Annotated in this window: 17 protein-coding genes; 12 read left to right on the top strand and 5 right to left on the bottom strand. The window is 44.3% G+C overall.

Annotated elements, in window-relative coordinates; all coding sequences use genetic code 11:
- Positions 1-11: 11 nt before the first annotated feature.
- Positions 12-2,231 carry an NADP-dependent isocitrate dehydrogenase gene (locus tag ACTXGE_RS05875; RefSeq protein WP_317200768.1) on the bottom strand — a complete coding sequence of 740 codons (2,220 nt, stop codon included), beginning with the start codon at positions 2,229-2,231 and terminating at the stop codon, positions 12-14.
- Positions 2,232-2,832: 601 nt separating this feature from the next.
- Between ACTXGE_RS05875 and ACTXGE_RS05870 the strand changes: the two genes are divergently transcribed.
- The 4 genes from ACTXGE_RS05870 (at position 2,833) to glyA (ending at position 6,751) form a co-directional block, all read left to right on the top strand.
- Entirely contained in the window at positions 2,833-4,170 is a 1,338-nt protein-coding gene (locus ACTXGE_RS05870; RefSeq protein ID WP_443542438.1) for a GNAT family N-acetyltransferase, read from the top strand.
- A 16-nt stretch (positions 4,171-4,186) separates the two neighbouring features.
- A complete protein-coding gene (locus ACTXGE_RS05865) occupies positions 4,187-4,678 on the top strand; it encodes a chorismate--pyruvate lyase family protein (protein WP_435950211.1) in 492 nt (163 codons plus the stop codon).
- Between the two features lie 93 nt (positions 4,679-4,771).
- Entirely contained in the window at positions 4,772-5,230 is a 459-nt protein-coding gene (locus ACTXGE_RS05860; RefSeq protein ID WP_317200771.1) for a hypothetical protein, read from the top strand.
- A gap of 267 nt (positions 5,231-5,497) precedes the next feature.
- Positions 5,498-6,751 carry a serine hydroxymethyltransferase gene (gene glyA / locus ACTXGE_RS05855; RefSeq protein ID WP_443542441.1) on the top strand — a complete coding sequence of 418 codons (1,254 nt, stop codon included), beginning with the start codon at positions 5,498-5,500 and terminating at the stop codon, positions 6,749-6,751.
- A 130-nt stretch (positions 6,752-6,881) separates the two neighbouring features.
- On the opposite strand, the gene leuE is transcribed toward glyA, so the two are convergent.
- Entirely contained in the window at positions 6,882-7,538 is a 657-nt protein-coding gene (gene leuE / locus ACTXGE_RS05850; protein WP_443542443.1) for a leucine efflux protein LeuE, read from the bottom strand.
- A 598-nt stretch (positions 7,539-8,136) separates the two neighbouring features.
- Here leuE and ACTXGE_RS05845 point away from each other — a divergent pair.
- Complete coding sequence (locus tag ACTXGE_RS05845) at positions 8,137-9,693, top strand: alanine/glycine:cation symporter family protein (protein WP_435950214.1); 1,557 nt, start codon at positions 8,137-8,139, stop codon at positions 9,691-9,693.
- 140 nt (positions 9,694-9,833) lie between these two features.
- Here ACTXGE_RS05845 and ACTXGE_RS05840 read toward each other — a convergent pair whose 3' ends face one another.
- The 3 genes from ACTXGE_RS05840 to ACTXGE_RS05830 all read right to left on the bottom strand — a co-directional run bounded on the left by ACTXGE_RS05840 (position 9,834) and on the right by ACTXGE_RS05830 (position 12,301).
- Positions 9,834-10,154 (bottom strand): barstar family protein, encoded by a 321-nt coding sequence (locus ACTXGE_RS05840; protein WP_443542445.1) that lies wholly within the window; start codon positions 10,152-10,154, stop codon positions 9,834-9,836.
- Entirely contained in the window at positions 10,155-10,895 is a 741-nt protein-coding gene (locus ACTXGE_RS05835; protein ID WP_443542447.1) for a ribonuclease domain-containing protein, read from the bottom strand. It lies immediately after the preceding gene.
- A gap of 107 nt (positions 10,896-11,002) precedes the next feature.
- Entirely contained in the window at positions 11,003-12,301 is a 1,299-nt protein-coding gene (locus tag ACTXGE_RS05830; protein ID WP_317200216.1) for a glutamate-5-semialdehyde dehydrogenase, read from the bottom strand.
- 450 nt (positions 12,302-12,751) lie between these two features.
- Between ACTXGE_RS05830 and ACTXGE_RS05825 the strand changes: the two genes are divergently transcribed.
- From ACTXGE_RS05825 to ACTXGE_RS05795, 7 genes are all read left to right on the top strand, one after another.
- On the top strand, positions 12,752-13,057 hold the full coding sequence (locus ACTXGE_RS05825; protein ID WP_443542450.1) for a hypothetical protein: 306 nt from the start codon (positions 12,752-12,754) through the stop codon (positions 13,055-13,057).
- A 44-nt stretch (positions 13,058-13,101) separates the two neighbouring features.
- A complete protein-coding gene (locus ACTXGE_RS05820; protein ID WP_317200214.1) occupies positions 13,102-13,413 on the top strand; it encodes a hypothetical protein in 312 nt (103 codons plus the stop codon).
- A 239-nt stretch (positions 13,414-13,652) separates the two neighbouring features.
- Positions 13,653-14,447 carry an ABC transporter ATP-binding protein gene (locus ACTXGE_RS05815; protein WP_435950218.1) on the top strand — a complete coding sequence of 265 codons (795 nt, stop codon included), beginning with the start codon at positions 13,653-13,655 and terminating at the stop codon, positions 14,445-14,447.
- A 283-nt stretch (positions 14,448-14,730) separates the two neighbouring features.
- Positions 14,731-15,531: a transporter substrate-binding domain-containing protein gene (locus ACTXGE_RS05810; RefSeq protein WP_443542452.1), complete on the top strand. Its 801-nt coding sequence runs from the start codon at positions 14,731-14,733 to the stop codon at positions 15,529-15,531.
- Positions 15,532-15,613: 82 nt separating this feature from the next.
- A complete protein-coding gene (locus ACTXGE_RS05805) occupies positions 15,614-16,549 on the top strand; it encodes a transporter substrate-binding domain-containing protein (RefSeq protein WP_435950220.1) in 936 nt (311 codons plus the stop codon).
- Between the two features lie 24 nt (positions 16,550-16,573).
- Positions 16,574-17,368, top strand: a complete 795-nt coding sequence (locus ACTXGE_RS05800; protein ID WP_435951003.1) for an ABC transporter substrate-binding protein — start codon at positions 16,574-16,576, stop codon at positions 17,366-17,368.
- 282 nt (positions 17,369-17,650) lie between these two features.
- Entirely contained in the window at positions 17,651-18,385 is a 735-nt protein-coding gene (locus ACTXGE_RS05795) for an ABC transporter permease (RefSeq protein WP_317200209.1), read from the top strand.

Genomic DNA, 18,385 nt, shown 5'->3' with positions numbered 1-18,385 from the left:
CGCATCGGATACTATATCGAAGCTATAGCGTCATTAAAGGTTTGACTTGGACGCATGACTTGCTCAGCGAGCGCTTCATCCGCTAGATAATAACCATCGATATCGACAGATTTACCTTGTGCATCATTTAGCTCTTTGACGATAGTCTCTTCGTTGCTCTCCAACTCTTTAGCAAGTTTTGAGAACTGAGCTTTGAGATCGCCATCTTTGTCCTGCGCAGCGAGTTCCTCAGCCCAGTACATTGCTAAGTAAAAATGACTACCACGGTTGTCAAGCTCACCTGTTTTGCGTGAAGGCGACTTATCATTTAACAACAGTTTTTCAGTCGCTTTATCAAGCGTTTCTGCCAATATTTGCGCTTTAGTGTTGTCATCGTTTTTGGCCAAGTGCTCAAGCGATTCAGTTAATGCTAGGAACTCACCTAACGAATCCCAACGCAAATGATTTTCCTCAACCAATTGCTGTACGTGCTTAGGTGCAGAACCGCCAGCACCCGTTTCAAACAAACCGCCGCCTTTCATTAGCGGTACTACCGAGAGCATCTTAGCACTCGTGCCCAGCTCCAAGATTGGGAATAGATCGGTCAGGTAATCACGCAAGATATTACCAGTAGCAGATATTGTATCAAGGCCGCGAGCAACGCGCTCTAGGGTATAACGCATAGCACGAACCTGTGACATGATCTCAATATGCAGGCCGTCAGTATCGTGATCCTTTAAGTACATTTTGACTTTTTTGATCAGCTCATTCTCGTGCGGGCGATACGGGTCTAACCAAAAGACAACGGGTGTATCTGATTCACGCGCGCGGCGTACAGCAAGCTTAACCCAGTCTTGAATAGGCAGATCTTTGGTCTGACACATGCGCCAGATATCGCCTTTTTCAACGCGCTGCTCCATTAATACTTCATCCGTCTCTTCGTCAACAATACGAGCGATGCCCGAATCACTGGCTTCAAAAGTCTTATCGTGTGAGCCGTATTCTTCTGCCTTTTGTGCCATAAGACCGACGTTTGGTACTGTACCCATCGTGGTTGGATCAAAGTTGCCATGCCATTTACAGAAATTGATCATCTCTTGATAAATACGAGCAAAGGTAGACTCAGGCATCACCGCTTTGCAATCATACAATTTACCATCAGCGCCCCACATTTTGCCGCCTGAGCGAATCATTGCGGGCATAGAGGCGTCAACGATGACATCACTCGGTGAGTGAAAGTTAGTAATGCCTTTATTAGAGTCAACCATAGCAAGACGCGGACGATGTACTTGGCAGGCATGCAAATCACGCTCAATCTCTTCTTGCAATGAGGTGGGTAGCTCTTTGATTTTTTCGTACAAACTTGCCATACCATTGTTGACGTTGATGCCAAGCTCTTCAAAGAGCGCGCCGTGCTTTTGAAAAGCGTCTTTGTAGTAGGTTCTGACAGCATGACCAAAGACGATAGGGTGAGAGACTTTCATCATTGTGGCTTTTACATGCAATGAGAATAAGATACCCGCTTCACGGCAGTCTTCCATCTCACGCTCATAAAACTCAAGTAAGGAGTCTTTACTCATAAACATCAGATCGATGACTTCTTTGTCTTGTAAAGCGATACCGGTTTTGAAGACATTGACCGTACCATCATCAGTGACACGCTCCATACGGACGCTGCGCGCTTTATCCAGAGTCATCGACTGCTCACCAGCATAAAAATCGCCATCATGCATGTGTGAGACATGAGTCTGTGACCACTGCTTCCACTCGCCCATAGAGTGCGGGTGCTTGCGCGCGTAGTTTTTGACCGCTTTTGGTGCGCGGCGATCTGAGTTACCTTCACGTAAGACGGGGTTGACCGAGCTACCTAGGCTTTTGCCATAGCGCTTGCGTAGCTCTAACTCTTCTTCGGTCTCTGGATCATCAGGGAAATCAGGTATCGCGTAGCCTTTAGCCTGTAGCTCTTTGATAGCGGCTTTGAGCTGCTGTACTGAGGCACTGATATTAGGCAGTTTAATAATATTGGCATTAGGATCTTGCGTGAGTTCACCTAGCTTAGCTAAGTTATTAGGAACGCGCTGCTCCTCAGTTAGGTAATCAGGAAATTCTGCTAAGATACGTGCAGCTACAGAGATGTCGCTGGTTTCAACATCGACGCCTGCAGTTTTAGTAAAGGCTTCAACAATAGGCAAAAAAGATAAAGTGGCTAGCGCTGGAGCTTCGTCGGTTTTTGTATATATAATTTTTGACATTTTAGTATGCTATTCCTTTAGGTTATAGTTAAATTTAGAGTGTGTATCAGCTATTAATAGTAGCAATCATGTTTTCATTCAGTTGAGCATAAGGACAAATATAAAAGGTAAAAGGGTGTTATCTACATTCGATAGAATGATAGTTTGACTATAGCATTTAAACACCCAAAAAGTGAACTGATGACAGTAATTTGTAAGAAAAACACCGCATATTCGATACGTTGTCAATCTTGAATAGTGAACTTGGTATACTATTTTTTGAATGCAGGTTTAGTTATAGGCTGTCACCCCTTATATTCTAACAGCGATTGCGCTGAATATCACCTTTGCCAAGCGATTTTAAGCCGTCTATCCACTACATTTGACCTTAATATTGACTCTATTTTTACCATGCTGAGCTATTCAAATACTGGCAGCTTAGGTGTTTTCTATTATAAAGCTTGACTAATTTTTATCATCAAGTGATATCTATATTTGCAAATTGTGACAGCAAATAGGTATAAATTTGCTAGGCTAATGACTGTAATTGTCGCACGACTAATCCTAAGCAAACTTAAATAAGTAAGCCAAGCACATAACGACAACAACGATTGTGAGACCTATGAATCTAGAGTACGCGTTACTAAATGATACCGACTGGCAGAATAATGCTAAATGGCAAACGCCCGACACGCCCTTTATGTCCTTTGCGTTTTGGCAAGCGCTGACGGACACAGGGGCTATCGGTGAGCAAGCAGGGTGGCTGCCGATATTTATAGTGGTGCATCGCGTCGTAAATGATATGGGAGACTTAGCTACAGAGTCTATCTCTCATCCTGTAGCGGTGCTACCTGTCTTTATAAAGGGTCATCACCGCGGCGAGTTCGTTTTTGATTATGCGTGGGCAGAGGCTTATGCGCGCTACGGCGTCGATTATTACCCGCGGCTGGTAACGAGCGTACCCTATACGCCTATTACCGGTCAGCGCCTGTGGTTGGCAGAGGGCGAAACTTTAACCGACGATATTATAAAAACCGCTATCGCAGGGGTTGATGATATTGCGCGGCAAGTAGGCGCGTCGAGCTGGCATGGGCTGTTTGTCACGCCAAACCTTGCAAACGTTGCCACCACTGCTATGCCAAGTGACGCTGATGTAGAGCTGGCACTTATGGCTCAAGAGATAGATGCTGAGCCGGCGATAATAGAGATGCCAATCCTTGAGCGTCAAGGCTGTCAGTTCTTGTGGCAAAATAAAGATTTGCTCAAAGATGAGCAGCCTTTTGTAGATTTTGAAGGGTTTCTAGCAACCCTTAAAGCTAAAAAGCGCAAGACTATTCGCGCCGAGCGCCGTAAAGTTGCTACGCAAGATATCAGGTGCGTGCGTAAATGCGGTGATGACATTACTGATAGCGACTGGAAGGCCTTTTATCACTGTTACGTGATGACCTATGCAGTGCGCGGGCAGCAGCCTTATTTGACGCTAGACTTTTTTATGGCATTGGCACAGAGTATGCCCGAGCATTTAATGCTCGCGCTCGCCTATGATAGTGCTGATGGTAATAATGAGGACATTATCGCCTGTAGCTTATTCTTATATGACAATCCTGACAGCGACAATGCGACGTTGTACGGACGCTATTGGGGCGCGCTTGCTGATTATGATAGCTTACACTTTGAGTTGTGCTACTACCAAGGGCTTGAGTTTGCGATTGAGCAGGGACTGATGTATTTTGATCCTGGCACTCAAGGGGAACACAAGCTCATTCGCGGCTTTATTCCGACCAAGACCCACTCGATACATCGTATTTATGATCCGCGTTTTGTTCCGGCAATTAGCAACTTTTGCATTGAAGATAGACAGCGTATGGCGCAGTATCGACAGCAGGCGTTTGCGGCTTTGCCTTTTAATGAAGATAATATGCCTACCTTTAATGATGCTCAAATAGATAGCGACGTATAAGGGCCACGCTATAGCAATGCTAAATACCAAGTTATCTCACATGCATACCCCAGCGCCGCCTAATCTTGTGCCGTGGCTCGATGCCAAAGGCTCTTTGACTGCGATGCTAGAAACCAAGGCAGGTCAGCCCCTACGCGTAGAGCGACAGTTTGAGGGCTACAGACTTTTGAGCTTAGCGCAAAAACATCAACTGGGCATTGAGGGCAGAGCGCTTAATCGACCGATGCTAGCATGGGTGCGCGAAGTATATCTATATGGCAACGATGAGGCGCCTTGGGTCTGGGCGCAAAGCCTGTTTCCGCTACCAAGCCTAAAAGGAGATGCTCGTCGCTTGCAACATTTAAAGGGTACGCCAATTGGTTATGTTCTATTTAGGCGCTGCCGCACCTTGCCAAGCCAGCGCTTTATCTCTCATACACATAAAGGTTGGCAGCGGCAAACGCGTTATGACTGGTATGGACGAAAACTGCTTATTAGCGAGACGTTTCTGTCTGGTTTCAATTATTGAAAAACACTTGTTTAATAAATAGATACTGTGTTAGTATTTTGTAACTAAACGTTAGTCTATTATTTCACTGTTATCAAAATATGAGAGTCAATTATGAGCCCATTAAGTCCCGCAAAATTATTTTTGAAGCTATCTAGCACCTTCATCTTGTGTGCCAGTACAATTGCTCTATCGCAAACGGCCAACGCTGGGTTTTTTGATAGCATCTATGATGTGCAAAGAGCGGTAAGCTCCATTGGGCAGACTGCTGATACGTTTCGCGGTAGCAAACAGGCGGTGACAGACTTGGGTGAAGAAGTTGGTTTTATCTCGTCAAATGAAGTAGATAATCAAGTGGGCGGCGTCAAACTTATTGAAGGTGCTCTACTAGCGGGCAAGCTTAAGAATACATCACTGTATAATCAAGCGAGCAACAATTCGATGCAGGTGAGTAGTTTATCTCAGCAAGATACCATTATTTATATGGGTAAAGAGCAGAACGGGTATTATTATGTTCAAACTGATAAAGGCGCAGGCTGGGTATCTAAACCGCTAGTAGGATTGAGATACTAACACTCATTATTTCTACCTACAAAAACAGCCATATCATTTGGCTGTTTTTTAGTTTCATCACAACGTGTTTTCTATCGTATCATTCTTTAAACCATTCAGCTTAAGCTGAGCTTTTTTGCGCTCATAAAGTTATATTTCATGTTAGACTCAGCATACGGCAAGATTTCAGTGCAATATCCTTGCTGAGCATCCACCCTCTATGAGCGCGCTCATAACCTTATCTTAAATAACACTAGTTTTACAAAACCAATAATATAGGACACTCTTATGTTTAAAGACATCTCTATTAAAGATTTTGACCCTGTACTCGCTGACGCGATGGCGTCTGAAAGCAAACGTCAAGAGAGCCATATTGAGCTTATCGCCTCAGAGAACTATTGCTCACAAGCAGTCATGGAAGCACAAGGCTCAGATCTGACCAATAAATATGCCGAAGGCTATCCGGGCAAGCGCTATTACGGCGGCTGCGAATACGTCGATATCATTGAGCAGCTCGCGATTGACCGTGCCAAAGAGCTATTTGGCGCCCAGTACGTCAACGTCCAGCCGCATTCAGGTTCTCAGGCCAACTCAGCGGTTTTTTTAGCACTCCTTGAAGCCAATGATACGGTACTTGGTATGAGCCTCGACGCGGGCGGTCACTTGACTCATGGCGCGCATATCAACTTCTCAGGCATTAACTACAATGCGGTGCAGTACGGTCTAAATGAAGCAGGCGAGATTGATTATGATCAAGTCGACAGCCTAGCCCGCGAGCACAAGCCTAAAATGATTATCGCAGGCTTCTCCGCCTATTCTCAAGTGGTCGATTGGCAGCGTTTTCGTGATATCGCTGACGAAGTAGGGGCGTACTTTTTGGTCGATATGGCGCACATTGCAGGCCTTGCCGCTACTGGCGCGTATCCAAGCCCCGTACCATTCGCCGATGTGGTTACCAGCACCACGCACAAAACCTTACGTGGCCCGCGCTCAGGCATTATCTTATCGCGTGATGATAAGCTGGCCAAAAAGCTCAACTCTGCCGTGTTCCCTGGCAACCAGGGCGGCCCGCTTATGCATGCCATCGCAGGCAAAGCGGTGTGCTTTAAAGAAGCCTTAGAGGACAATTTTAAGACTTACCAAGAGCAAGTGGTCAAAAATGCCAAAGCTATGGCAGAGGTCATCATGGATCGCGGTTACGATATCGTCTCTGGCGGCACCGAAAACCATCTGATGCTTATCAGCCTAGTTAAACAAGAAATGACGGGTAAAGAAGCGGATGCATGGCTTGGTGATGCTTATATTACGGTTAACAAAAACGCGGTGCCTAACGATCCAAAATCACCGTTTGTGACTTCAGGTATCCGTATTGGTACGCCAGCGGTAACCACGCGCGGCTTTGATGAAGCTGACGTAAAAGAGCTAGCAGGCTGGATGTGTGATGTCTTAGATAGCCTCGGTGATGAGCAAGTAATCTCTGATACGCGCGAAAAGGTAAAAGCCATCTGCGCCAAAAAGCCTGTGTACGCAAAGAATCAGTAATTTCTTTTACCTGCTTTTAGACGTATAAAAATAGAAACCGCTTGGCTTAGGCTTGGCGGTTTTTTTAGTTTAAGTATAACAACACATTTGAATATGAGCGGCACCTCACAGCATAGTGCATTAAATCAATCTAGCTTAATTGCGCAAGCCATAAGTTAATAGCAAATCCAATAAATAATAATCCTGTAAAACTCATGCTCACCATAATGAGTAGAGGATATTGATTAAATTTGTTTGATAAATTTTTGCCTGCAAAAACCATAACGCTTAGATAGCTAAAGCTAATCATCTGCAAAATGATGGCAAGTACTAAGAAGGATAAAAAGGGACGCGGATAGCTCGGCTCAACGAACTGTACAAAAAAGGATAAGAAAAACAAGATCGCTTTTGGATTGGTCAGGCTAAGTAGTAACGCGCGATTAAAGAAGTTTTGGTGAATAGGCGCGGTTATCGGTTTTGGCTTAGCATCAGCTAGCAAAGCTCTATGACGAAAATTTTGATAAGCGCCTATCAAGAGTTTGGCACCCAAATAAAATAAGTATAGGCCGCCTATTAACTTAATACCCGTAAATAAAATAGGATAGAGTTTGAGCAGGCTACCCATTCCGAGAACCGTAACGATTATCAAAATGCTATCGCCAACGAATATACCAGCTACCGTATGATAGCCTTTGCGCACGCCATGTGCAGCAGACACCGACAGACAATATAAGCTATTTGGTCCTGGCAATAGGATAATGATTATGGAACCAATAATATAGGTCGTCAGGTCAGTAATACCGAACATAAAAAATCCTTTGACAGGCCATAATGCATTGACTACTAATGTAAGTTGCTATTTTCGATAACTAATTGGCGATGCCCATTCTATAACACTCTACCAACTAAAGAGCATAATATTATTAAGTTGTTTCACTTGTAACGCTATGCCTTCTCTTGTGTTTGTCGCCATATCAAACGTGCCTAAAAGCGGTTTGATACTATAAGTATGGTAAGCAATAAAAAACCGCTTAGCTGAGGCTGAGCGGTTTTTTAGAGCTACTATTTCGTGATTTCTAGGTAGACTAATGTTCATTATAAAATTTAATTTTATTAAATAAACTAGAGGAAACGGTCAATTTTATAAATTTATATCGACAGTATTTTATAGATATCCAAAATATGATGACTCCAGATCACAGCTGTGAACTCTAAGAAAGTATCTAACTTATTATAATATATGATTGTTTTTGTTTATTAAGTTAAATTAGTATATTATTAGCGGTGACAATTGGGTAATAATAGTAATACAAATCGTAATATATGATTACCTATTGAATATTGATGTCATGACAATAGTTCAGAAAGTTACTTTCGCAAAAGGGATTTTCACAAAAGGGATTTTTATGAAAAAACAACCGTTAGTCGCTATGGTGCTACTACTTAGCGCCACTCTCGCGCGAGCTGCTGAAGAATCAGCTGTGGTCGTTGAGCAATCGGGTTTAGAAGCATTTGGTGCAGGTCTCGATGGGTTTATGGGCAATGCCTTTGGTTGGTTCGTCGACCTTATTTTCTTTTCAGTACCACTTGGTGATGTCAGCTTTCCGCTTATTGTGGGTTGGTTGTTAGTTGCCGCGCTAGTGTTTACCTTTTACTTCGGATTTATTCAGTTTCGCCAAATAGGGTTGTCTCTAGATATTGTTAGAGGCAAATATACCGATCCCAATCCTGCTACCAAAGAAGAAGGCGAGGTCAGTCATTTTCAAGCCCTAGCTACTGCTTTATCAGGTACCGTTGGTCTTGGTAATATCGCAGGCGTTGGTGCAGCGCTTGCCATTGGTGGTCCTGGTGCTACCTTTTGGATGATTATGGTTGGCCTATTCGGTATGGCGACCAAGTTTGTAGAGTGTACGCTCGGTGTCAAATACCGTACGATACTACCATCTGGGGCTGTATCTGGTGGCCCTATGTACTACCTAAGCCGCGGTATGGCTGAACGTGGTATGGGCGGATTAGGTAAGTTTTTAGCGGTTGGTTTTGCTCTCATGTGTATTCTAGCAACCTTTGGTGCTGGTAACATGTTTCAGGGTAACCAAGCCTTTGCAGTTATGAGCTCTACCTTTAGTATTCCAACAGAGTACAGTTTATTCTTTGGTATTGGTTTGGCTGTTTTAGTTGGTATGGTTATCATCGGTGGTATGCCGCGCATTGCAACCGTTACCGAAAAAGTCGTACCCTTTATGGCCTTGTTATACATCACTATGGCGGTAATCGTATTAGTTGCTAACTTTAATCTTATTGGCGCCGCATTCGGTGAGATTTTCACAGGTGCCTTCACAGGTGCAGGCGTAGCTGGTGGCTTTATTGGCGCACTTATTCAAGGTTTAAAACGTGCGACTTTCTCTAACGAAGCCGGTGTTGGTTCAGCCGCTATTGCTCACTCAGCAGTAAAAACCAAAGAGCCTGCTACGGAAGGTTTAGTCGCTTTGCTTGAGCCTTTTATTGATACGGTTGTTATCTGTACCATGACGGCGCTGGTTATTACTATCTCTGGGGTAAACACTGTCGCAAACTTGCAAACCCAAGCGCTCACTGGTGTGGATCTAACCCGTGCAGCCTTTATGGAAACGGCGCCTATCTTTCAGTATTTCCTAGCTGTGGCGGTATTGCTGTTCGCTTTTTCGACGATGATTTCATGGTCATATTATGGCCTAAAAGCTTGGACTTACCTCTTTGGTGAAGGTAAAGGCGGCGAGATGATATACAAACTTATCTTCTTGGTCTTCGTCGTTATCGGTACCATCGTACAGTTTAGCTTTGTCATCGACTTCTCAGATGCCGCGCTCTTTGCAATGGCGATCTTTAACATCATCGGTCTGTACTTCTTGATGCCAGTTGTGAAAAGAGAGATTAATTCTTTTGTCGCTCGCGTGAAGAGTGGTGAAATTAAAAAGTACAAATAGCGAGTTTGATTCAAAAACTTTAGTTTCTTAATACGTTATAAAAGCCCGCTAAGCACTATCTTAGCGGGCTTTTTGCTATCTGCCAATTGTAATTGGCTAGACGCTTAGCAAGACGCCCAAATGTCATGTGATTTAAACTTTTATACGACTACCCACAGCTGCGGCTGCCCAAAATCTCTAAAAGCATCTTCAATCATACTTTTAAACACGTTAAAATCCTCAGTATTAATTTGCTTTACATCCGTCAAATCTAAACGTAAATGCTTAGCATCGCTATCGGTTAAGCAGTCCCAAGCACTATCCCAATTATGTGCAAAGTAGTCAGGAAAACTAAGCGCCTTATCCAATGCGGTTAATAGAGCGGCTTTGTCCAGCACTTCTTTGATAACGATATTAACTGCTCGCTTGGGTATAGCAGTCGTCTTGCTATCTTGGTTTATATAATGAATGGCTTGGCTCATTTATCTCACCTGTAATTGGCTAAAACTGTCGTAGTGATCAACAGTTAAATAATAGACGGTTGGCGGATTGCCACCTGTGACGATACGGCGCGCGCCGCGATGAGAGACGCCAGGGGTAGGTACAGTGTACTCTCGGTAGTAGCCACTGGCCTCTTGGGGCAGGTGACCTTCACGATTATAAAAAGTTGTGCCGTCTTTAGCAGGATAAGGGAAAGGCCCGCCCTGCCCAATAAGCGCAATAGTATTGTCAATTTGCGCGTCACCTGTGATAGCGTTTTGATTGGTAGTTTCTGCTGATTGAGCAATAGTAGTGGACCCAGGGCCATTATCAAAAATCGATTGTAGATCACCAAAGAAATAGGCAGCTAAGGCGATGATAGCGATGATGCTAAATAGGCGTGAGATAGGACTGCGCTTTGTTTGACCGATGCGGCGCTGATTACTTTTATGGTTTTTAGAGTTGCCTTGAAGATTGGCGTTCGCTGCGCGCTTTGGCGTCTTTTTTGCAGAGTGTGACAGTGGCGTCTCTTGTAGGTTCAGCGATGTCGAGGTTACCTCAAGGGCACGCAACTGGTTTTTGTCATTGCGCTCGCTGGTAAAGTAGACGCGCTGACCAATACTGACAGGCTCAGACAAGCGTACTGTTGTGATGTGAAAGAACACATCTTCATTTTGATCGTCCACATCGATAAAGCCATAGCCTTTATCCTCGTTCCAGTGCTTAATAGTGCCGCTTTGCATAAGCCAGCTGTCCTATGATTTAGATTTTTAGATAGTATATATAACTTAGTTATAACGCACAAAAACGCCAGCGACTAGGCTGGCATTTTTTATTTAGATTAGATCAATTAAGCGCGGGTTTCACCGTGGCCATAGACGATCCATTTTTGTGAGGTGAGACCCTCAAGTCCTACAGGACCGCGGGCGTGAATTTTGTCCGTTGAGATACCGATTTCAGCACCGAGTCCATACTCAAAACCGTCAGCGAAGCGGCTAGAGGCGTTAATCATCACGCTGGCTGAATCGACTTCCCGGATAAAGCGCTGCGACTTGGTATAATTATCAGTGATAATGACATCAGTATGCTGACTACCGTGGGTATTGATATGCTCAATCGCGTCATCGATACCGCTGACGACTTTGACAGCTAAAATCGGCGCTAGATACTCAGTGTCCCAGTCCTCAGAAGTGGCCGCTGACAGATGACCGTTTAGCGTCGCATTGTCTTTTAATATCGCTTGCGCTTTGTCATCGACACGCAGTTGCATGGCATTATCCGCTTTGATAATAGCTTCAGCGATTTGTGGCAGCAGCTCATCTGCGACTGCTTCGTCAACGAGTAGCGTCTCCATTGTATTGCACGTGCCATAGCGATGCGTCTTAGCATTAACACTAACTTCTATCGCAATCTTAGGATCGGCATCACTATCTATAAAGGTGTGACAGTTACCGTCTAAATGCTTGATCACAGGCACTTTGGCGTCGTTGCTGATACGCTCAATTAGACCTTTGCCGCCGCGCGGCACGATGACATCGACGTATTTAGTCATCGTAATCAGCTCGCCGACAGCAGCGCGATCAGTGGTCTCTAGCACTTGTACACTATGCTCAGATAAACCTGCATTGGCGAGCCCTTTGTGAATGCACTTAGCAATCGCCTGATTGGACTCAAAAGCCTCGGAGCCGCCGCGCAAGATAATCGCGTTGCCCGATTTGAGCGCCAGTGATGCCGCTTCTAAAGTCACATTAGGGCGCGATTCATAAATCATGCCGACGACGCCGAGCGGTACGCGCATTTTACCCAGATGGATACCAGAGGGACGATAGGTCATGTCGGTGACCGCGCCTATAGGGTCAGGTAAGGCGGCAACATCTTTGAGACCTTGCAGCATACCGTCAAAACGGGCGTCATTTAATTCTAAGCGGTCGAGTAATGCTGAGTCTAAATTGTTCTTTTCACCTTTATCCATATCGATTTTGTTGGCGGATAAGATGTCTTGTTTGGCATCGACTAACACGTCATGAATAGCAATGAGTGCTGCGTTTTTGTCCCCTGTATTAGCAGCAGCGAGCGCGCGAGAAGCGGCGCGGGCTTGTTTGCCGACGGTTTGCATATAAGTATGAATATCTGTCGTTGATTGAGTCATAACTAATAATCCTTATGTGATAAATGATAGATATTGATAGGCTGATGACGCTAACTGTATAAAAGACATGTGGATATAAGGTTTGTAAATATTAGACACACCTAAAAGCAGAAAAATCTGCTTCATGTTATCAGATGCCGTTATAAGTGATAGGTAAGTAACGGTTTTGTTAGCGTCTTGGCGTTATGCCATTTAACATAGAGGAGATTGCGTCGTTAGTAAAGATGAATTTGTGAACAGCATTCATTTGTAATCGGCAATTAACCCTTAATGCGCCTATTGATAGAACAAATATGATAGAACAAATATGATAGAACAAATATGATAGAACAAATACGGTTACGCAGTTTTAACAGAAAGCGGCCTTAAATACTAAGGTCAACCAGTAGCAATAGCAGTACAATGATCAGCACCAAAGCATTTTTACCACTTACTCAAAAAGGAGCTCATATGACTGCTACCGAGAAAAAAGCAAAACCTATCATATCTAAAAAATGGTTGTATGGCTCCTTAGTCGCACTGGCACTGATCTGGGGCGTCTATACCAACACCGAAGCCGCTAATAATGGGGCACCAAACTCAGTGGAACAAGTACAGATCGATAATGGCAATGACGACATCGATATCGTTACGGACGATGATTATGCTAGTGATGACGATATTGACAATGACAATGACAATGACAATGACAATTATAATGATGATGATGATACTGACCAAGAGTGGGGCTATGACTCTTTAGATGACGAAGAGTAAATGTTATTACTTTTAACAACTAAATAATGATGAGTGATTATATTATGCAAAAATCTATTTATAAAAACCTATTGCTGGCGACATTAGCAACTTCAGTACTCGCTTTGAGCGCTTGTGAAGACAAAGGCTCTAAAACCAGCGAAGATGATCCGACTTATGATGCGCAAACTGAAATTGAGCAAGAAGCCACTAGCGTCGATAATGATATGCCAGCAGACGATGTGGCTATTGCAAGCGCCAATGATGGTGTTGCGATGGACAACGAGGTTATGAATGACGATGTTGCTATTGCTACAGCGGATGACTCAGAGGTTCTTGATGGCACTGAATCATCAGAGCACGTGTCTACTTACTAAATCAGTAGATAGTAGGGCGCAAAAGACACTGAGATGCTAAAATAACGCTCAAATGTGCTACGGCAGATTTGAGCTTTTTTGTGTCTTTATTTGAATAGACAAATACACGTTTGCCTTTTGGCTGTATTTTAGGCGACAATATGCAACCTTTCGTCGCTGCCAAATCAATTAATCTATTAGATAAAAGCACTTAGATTCTAACTTCTTATTACTCATACCTATTGGAAACCTGCTAAATCATGCTTGATATCGCAAAAGATCCGACTCGTCCTATCGCCTTAGACCTAGAAGATATTCATAAAAGCTATGGCTCACTAGCAGTACTCAAAGGCGTGTCTTTGACCGCGTATGATGGCGATGTCATCTCTATATTAGGCTCGTCAGGCTCTGGGAAATCAACTTTGCTGCGCTGCATCAATATGCTAGAAAAACCGAATAAAGGTCGCATCACGATCGGTAATGATGAGCTGATGCTAAAACCGGGTAAGTCAGGTGAACTGCAAGCGGCGGATGTCAAAGAATTAGAGCGGCTGCGCGCCCGCGTAGGATTTGTATTCCAAAACTTTAATCTGTGGCCGCACAAGACCATTTTGCAAAATATCATCGAAGGGCCGACGCAGGTTCTCAAAGTTAAAAAAGCGCAAGCGATCAGCGATGCTGAAAAGCTACTCGATAAAGTGGGTTTACTCGATAAAAAAGACGCTTATCCGGCGAATTTATCGGGCGGCCAGCGTCAGCGCGTTGCCATTGCACGCGCCTTAGCAATGCAGCCGCAGGTTTTGCTGTTCGATGAGCCAACCTCAGCGCTAGATCCAGAACTGGTTAATGAAGTGCTCGCTGTGATGCGTGAGCTGGCAGAGGAGGGGCGCACGATGCTGATTGTGACTCATGAAATGCGCTTTGCTCGTGAAGTCTCAAGCCAAGTGGTGTTTTTGCATCAAGGCGTGATAGAGGAGATGGGTACACCTGAGCAAATATTTGACAATCCAACCTCTGAGCGCGTCAAAGACTTTATGTCGTCGCATCGTCAGTAACCACGTTTTTAGCTATATCAATAACCATGTTTTTAAAAGTACTACTCATTAAATCCATACTATGGATAAACAATCCTCTAGTAACAGACTTTCATTAAAAAATTATTGCACAATAATGACAGCTCAGTTGCAAAATGTTTGTTTTTGATATTTGAGTCAGGTATTATCAAAGAGTTTATGCAGCGCTCCAAGCTGTCCTCACTTTATATCAGCAAGTTCTATGGTTTGGCATGGATGTCAGATCATTATTCTTGCGTATTTATTCAACACTAAGGAATGTAAGATGTCGAATTCTCGCCTATTGTGGTCATCGATGACCGTCGCTACCGCTATGCTGATTGGGGCATGTAGCCCAGCTACTGATGAGACTGCTACTGACGCCAACGTAGATGCGGCTACCACAGATACCGCGACTAAGACCATACGTATTGCCACCGAAGGCGCTTACCCTCCTTTTAACATGACCAATGCTGATGGTAGTCTGTCAGGTTTTGATGTTGATGTCGCCAACGCCCTATGCGAGCAGATGCAAGCACAGTGCGAGATTGTCGCGCAAGATTGGGACGGTATTATCCCAGGTCTATTGGCACAAAAATATGATGCGGTCGTCGCTGGTATGTCAATCACTCCTGAACGCCAAGAAAAAGTCGATTTTACTGAGCCTTACTTCGCTAATACTATGGTGTGGCTAACTGATACCGAAAGTGGTTTTGATCCTATGGCGATCAAAGACCTCACTTTGGGCGGTCAGCGTTCAACCACACCTGGTGCTTATCTACAAGATAACTATGAAGGCAAAGATGGCAATACCGTTCAGTTGTATGACAACTATGATAATGCCTATCTGGATCTAAAGTCAGGTCGTAGCAATGCAGTCCTCGCCGAAAAAGTCTCGGCCAAATCATGGCTGGCTGATAATACTGAAGGCTTCGGTATAGTAGGCGATGAGATCGATAACAATGACAACATCGCTATCGCCGTTCGTAAAGATGATCCGTTAAGAGATGAGTTTAATAAAGCCCTTAGTGAAATCCGTAGTAATGGTGAGCTGGCACGTCTTGAGCAAGAAAATTTTGGTCAGTAAATGAGTTGAGTTATTCTAATTCTAAAAGTACTGCTCTCGCTCACACCTATTATTTGACGCAATATACTAAGGACTTACTACAATGAAAAACTTAACCACACTAAAATCTAAAGCCAAATGGCTTGCGCCTGTCAGTATCGCGATGCTGATGGTTGCAGGCTGTAGCAATAATAGTACGACTACTGATGAGACAGTAGCGGTCGATACGGCGACTACCGATGCGCCAATGAATATCAAAATCGCCACTGAATCAAGCTACAAGCCGTTTAGTTATACTGACGCTGATGGCAAATTAATTGGCTATGAGATTGAACTGATTGATGCTCTATGCGCGCAAATGAAAGCCGACTGTGAAGTAATCTCACAAGATTGGGACGGCCTAATACCTGGTCTAAATGCACAAAAATTCGATGCGATTATCGCTGGCATGTCGATCACGCCTGAGCGCCAAGAAGTTATCGAATTCTCTGACCCATACTTTTATAGTGGTATTGTCCTTATCGGCAAAAAAGGCGATGATCTGACGATAGATAATTTGGCAGGTCAGCCAATCGGTTCACAGCGCTCTACTGTATCTGCGCAGTACTTGCAAGATGAGCATCCAAATGCTGACATCAAATTCTACGATACTCAAGATAACGCCTATTTAGATCTTACATCAGGTCGCGTACGCGCAATGATGTCGGACAAAGTTACAGGCATTGACTGGTTAAAGACGCCAGCAGGGCAGGATTACGAAATCAAAGGCGCTGAGATCAATACTGATGAAGACGCGATGGGCATTGGCTTTCGTAAAGATGATCCTTTAGTTGCCAAATTCAATCAAGCCCTTGGCGAGCTCAAAGACAACGGCACTTATGAGCAAATCACCGCCAGCTATTTTGGCACCAGCTCAACGGCTGCCGCGCAGCAAGCGGCTAACGATAGTGTCGAAGAAGTACTCGTCATCGATGAGGGTAGCGTAGAGGGTAACGCGCTGATCGCTGAAGAAGAGCAAGCAGAGGCTATGGCTAACTAATATTTGGATTAAGTATCAAGGATGATCATGATAAAGACTTTTGTATCACTGGTAGCGATATCAGCACTGGCATTATCAGGCTGTAGTAATAGCCAAGATACTGGCGCTGAGCCTGTAGACGCGGCTCCCAATACCGATGAAATCTTACGCGTGGCAACAGAAGGTGCTTATGCGCCTTTTAACTATACCAATGCTGATGGCTCATTAGGTGGGTTTGATGTCGAAATGGCTAATGCTATATGTGACGATATGAAAGTCACTTGTGAAATTATGGCGCAAGATTGGGATGGTATCATTCCAGGACTCAAAGCGGGCAAATACGATGCTATCGTGGCGGCGATGTCAGTGACGCCAGAGCGGGCGCAGCAAGTGAGCTTTACAGATCCTTATTTTAGCAACACTTTAGTGTTTTTAGCCAAACAGGGCAGCAGTTTTGATCCAAGTAACCCTGATGATATCAATACTAATTCTATCGCCGCGCAGCGCTCTACTATCTCATCACAGTGGCTAGAGGGCGAATACCCTGACGCGAATATGATGCTATATGACACGCTAAGCAATGCATTCTTAGATTTAGGTTCAGGTCGCGTTGATGCGATGGTCTCTGACAAGCTGCCTGCTATCGAATGGCTCAGCTCAGAATCTGGCAGCGGTTACGTGCTAAAAGGCGATGAGATCGATATCAAAGACAACTTTGCGATCGCAGTACGCCCAGGTGATGAGCTTGAGGGTAGAATAAATCAAGCGCTTGCTAATATCAAAGCTGATGGCACCTATGATGCGCTTAATGATAAGTACTTTTCAGTAAGCACGCAGTAGCCAGTACGAAACAGCAGCTGCTAAAATACAGTAGTTGCTAAAATACAATGACTAAGCTATTGCAAGAAAGACATTACCGCTTTGGTGATGTCTTTTTTGTATGCATAGCGCTGCTGGTATATGATAAAATCAGCGCTCAGTTTGCTGCGCTAGTCATAAGGGTTGTAGCGCGCTTTTATAAGGTCACTATCTGACACATTATAAAAACGTTATAAACACGTTGTTTGAGACGATAGTAAACGACTATTTTATTGATAATACAAAGAGAATAAGTGAATAATTGTGTTTGACCTACAAGGATTTGGCGCGCTATTGTTAAGCGGCGCCGCTGTCACTATCAAGCTTGCGGTAACCAGCCTAATTATCGGTATGGTATTAGGTCTGCTTGGTGCAACAGCAAAACTCTCTGACGTCTGGATACTGCGCAAGCTTGCGACAGTATATACGGCGACGATGCGCGGTATTCCTGAGCTGCTCTTAGTCCTGTTTATCTACTATGGCGGCTCTATCTTGTTGATGAGTATTCTCAAGAGATTCGGCTATAACGAGTACGTCGAGGTCAGTGCTTTTTGGGGCGGTGTTATGGCGCTATCCATCGCTTTTGGCGCTTATGCAACCGAAATCTTTCGGATGTCTATACAAGAGATTCCGATAGGTCAAAGCGAGGCGGCGCAAGCGGTCGGTATGCGTCCTTTTCAGATATTTTACCGTATTACCTTACCGCAAGTCTGGCAAATTGCACTACCAGGTTTAGGTAATTTATTCTTAGTGCTGCTCAAAGATACCGCTTTGGTCTCTGTCGTCGGTCTCAAAGACATCATGTATCAGTCCTCGCGCGCCGCGCAGTCAACGCAGCAGCCTTTTACCTTTTATATGGCAGCTGCGATTATCTATTTGGGTTTGACCATGCTTATCACAGGCTTTATGCTTTGGCTGGAATGGCGTGCCAATCCAGCGGCGCGCTATGCCAAAAAACTAAGCCGTCAATCTGCCCCTAGCCAACCGATCGCCAAGTAG

The organism is Psychrobacter sp. T6-4, from assembly GCF_052258425.1.
Taxonomy (GTDB): domain Bacteria; phylum Pseudomonadota; class Gammaproteobacteria; order Pseudomonadales; family Moraxellaceae; genus Psychrobacter.
The sequence above is the reverse complement of the archived record's forward strand: the minus strand, read 5'-3'. Positions and strand labels throughout refer to the sequence as shown.

Bases quoted from the DNA above. Each gene is read 5' to 3' on its own strand.
- glyA (WP_443542441.1), top strand. From the start codon at position 5,498: ATGTTTAAAGACATCTCTATTAAAGATTTTGACCCTGTACTCGCTGAC.
- ACTXGE_RS05870 (WP_443542438.1), top strand. From the start codon at position 2,833: ATGAATCTAGAGTACGCGTTACTAAATGATACCGACTGGCAGAATAAT.
- ACTXGE_RS05875 (WP_317200768.1), bottom strand. From the start codon at position 2,231: ATGTCAAAAATTATATATACAAAAACCGACGAAGCTCCAGCGCTAGCC.
- ACTXGE_RS05860 (WP_317200771.1), top strand. From the start codon at position 4,772: ATGAGCCCATTAAGTCCCGCAAAATTATTTTTGAAGCTATCTAGCACC.
- ACTXGE_RS05830 (WP_317200216.1), bottom strand. From the start codon at position 12,301: ATGACTCAATCAACGACAGATATTCATACTTATATGCAAACCGTCGGC.
- ACTXGE_RS05820 (WP_317200214.1), top strand. From the start codon at position 13,102: ATGCAAAAATCTATTTATAAAAACCTATTGCTGGCGACATTAGCAACT.
- ACTXGE_RS05805 (WP_435950220.1), top strand. From the start codon at position 15,614: ATGAAAAACTTAACCACACTAAAATCTAAAGCCAAATGGCTTGCGCCT.
- ACTXGE_RS05845 (WP_435950214.1), top strand. From the start codon at position 8,137: ATGAAAAAACAACCGTTAGTCGCTATGGTGCTACTACTTAGCGCCACT.
- ACTXGE_RS05815 (WP_435950218.1), top strand. From the start codon at position 13,653: ATGCTTGATATCGCAAAAGATCCGACTCGTCCTATCGCCTTAGACCTA.
- ACTXGE_RS05865 (WP_435950211.1), top strand. From the start codon at position 4,187: ATGCTAAATACCAAGTTATCTCACATGCATACCCCAGCGCCGCCTAAT.
- ACTXGE_RS05840 (WP_443542445.1), bottom strand. From the start codon at position 10,154: ATGAGCCAAGCCATTCATTATATAAACCAAGATAGCAAGACGACTGCT.
- ACTXGE_RS05825 (WP_443542450.1), top strand. From the start codon at position 12,752: ATGACTGCTACCGAGAAAAAAGCAAAACCTATCATATCTAAAAAATGG.
- ACTXGE_RS05835 (WP_443542447.1), bottom strand. From the start codon at position 10,895: ATGCAAAGCGGCACTATTAAGCACTGGAACGAGGATAAAGGCTATGGC.
- leuE (WP_443542443.1), bottom strand. From the start codon at position 7,538: ATGTTCGGTATTACTGACCTGACGACCTATATTATTGGTTCCATAATC.
- ACTXGE_RS05810 (WP_443542452.1), top strand. From the start codon at position 14,731: ATGTCGAATTCTCGCCTATTGTGGTCATCGATGACCGTCGCTACCGCT.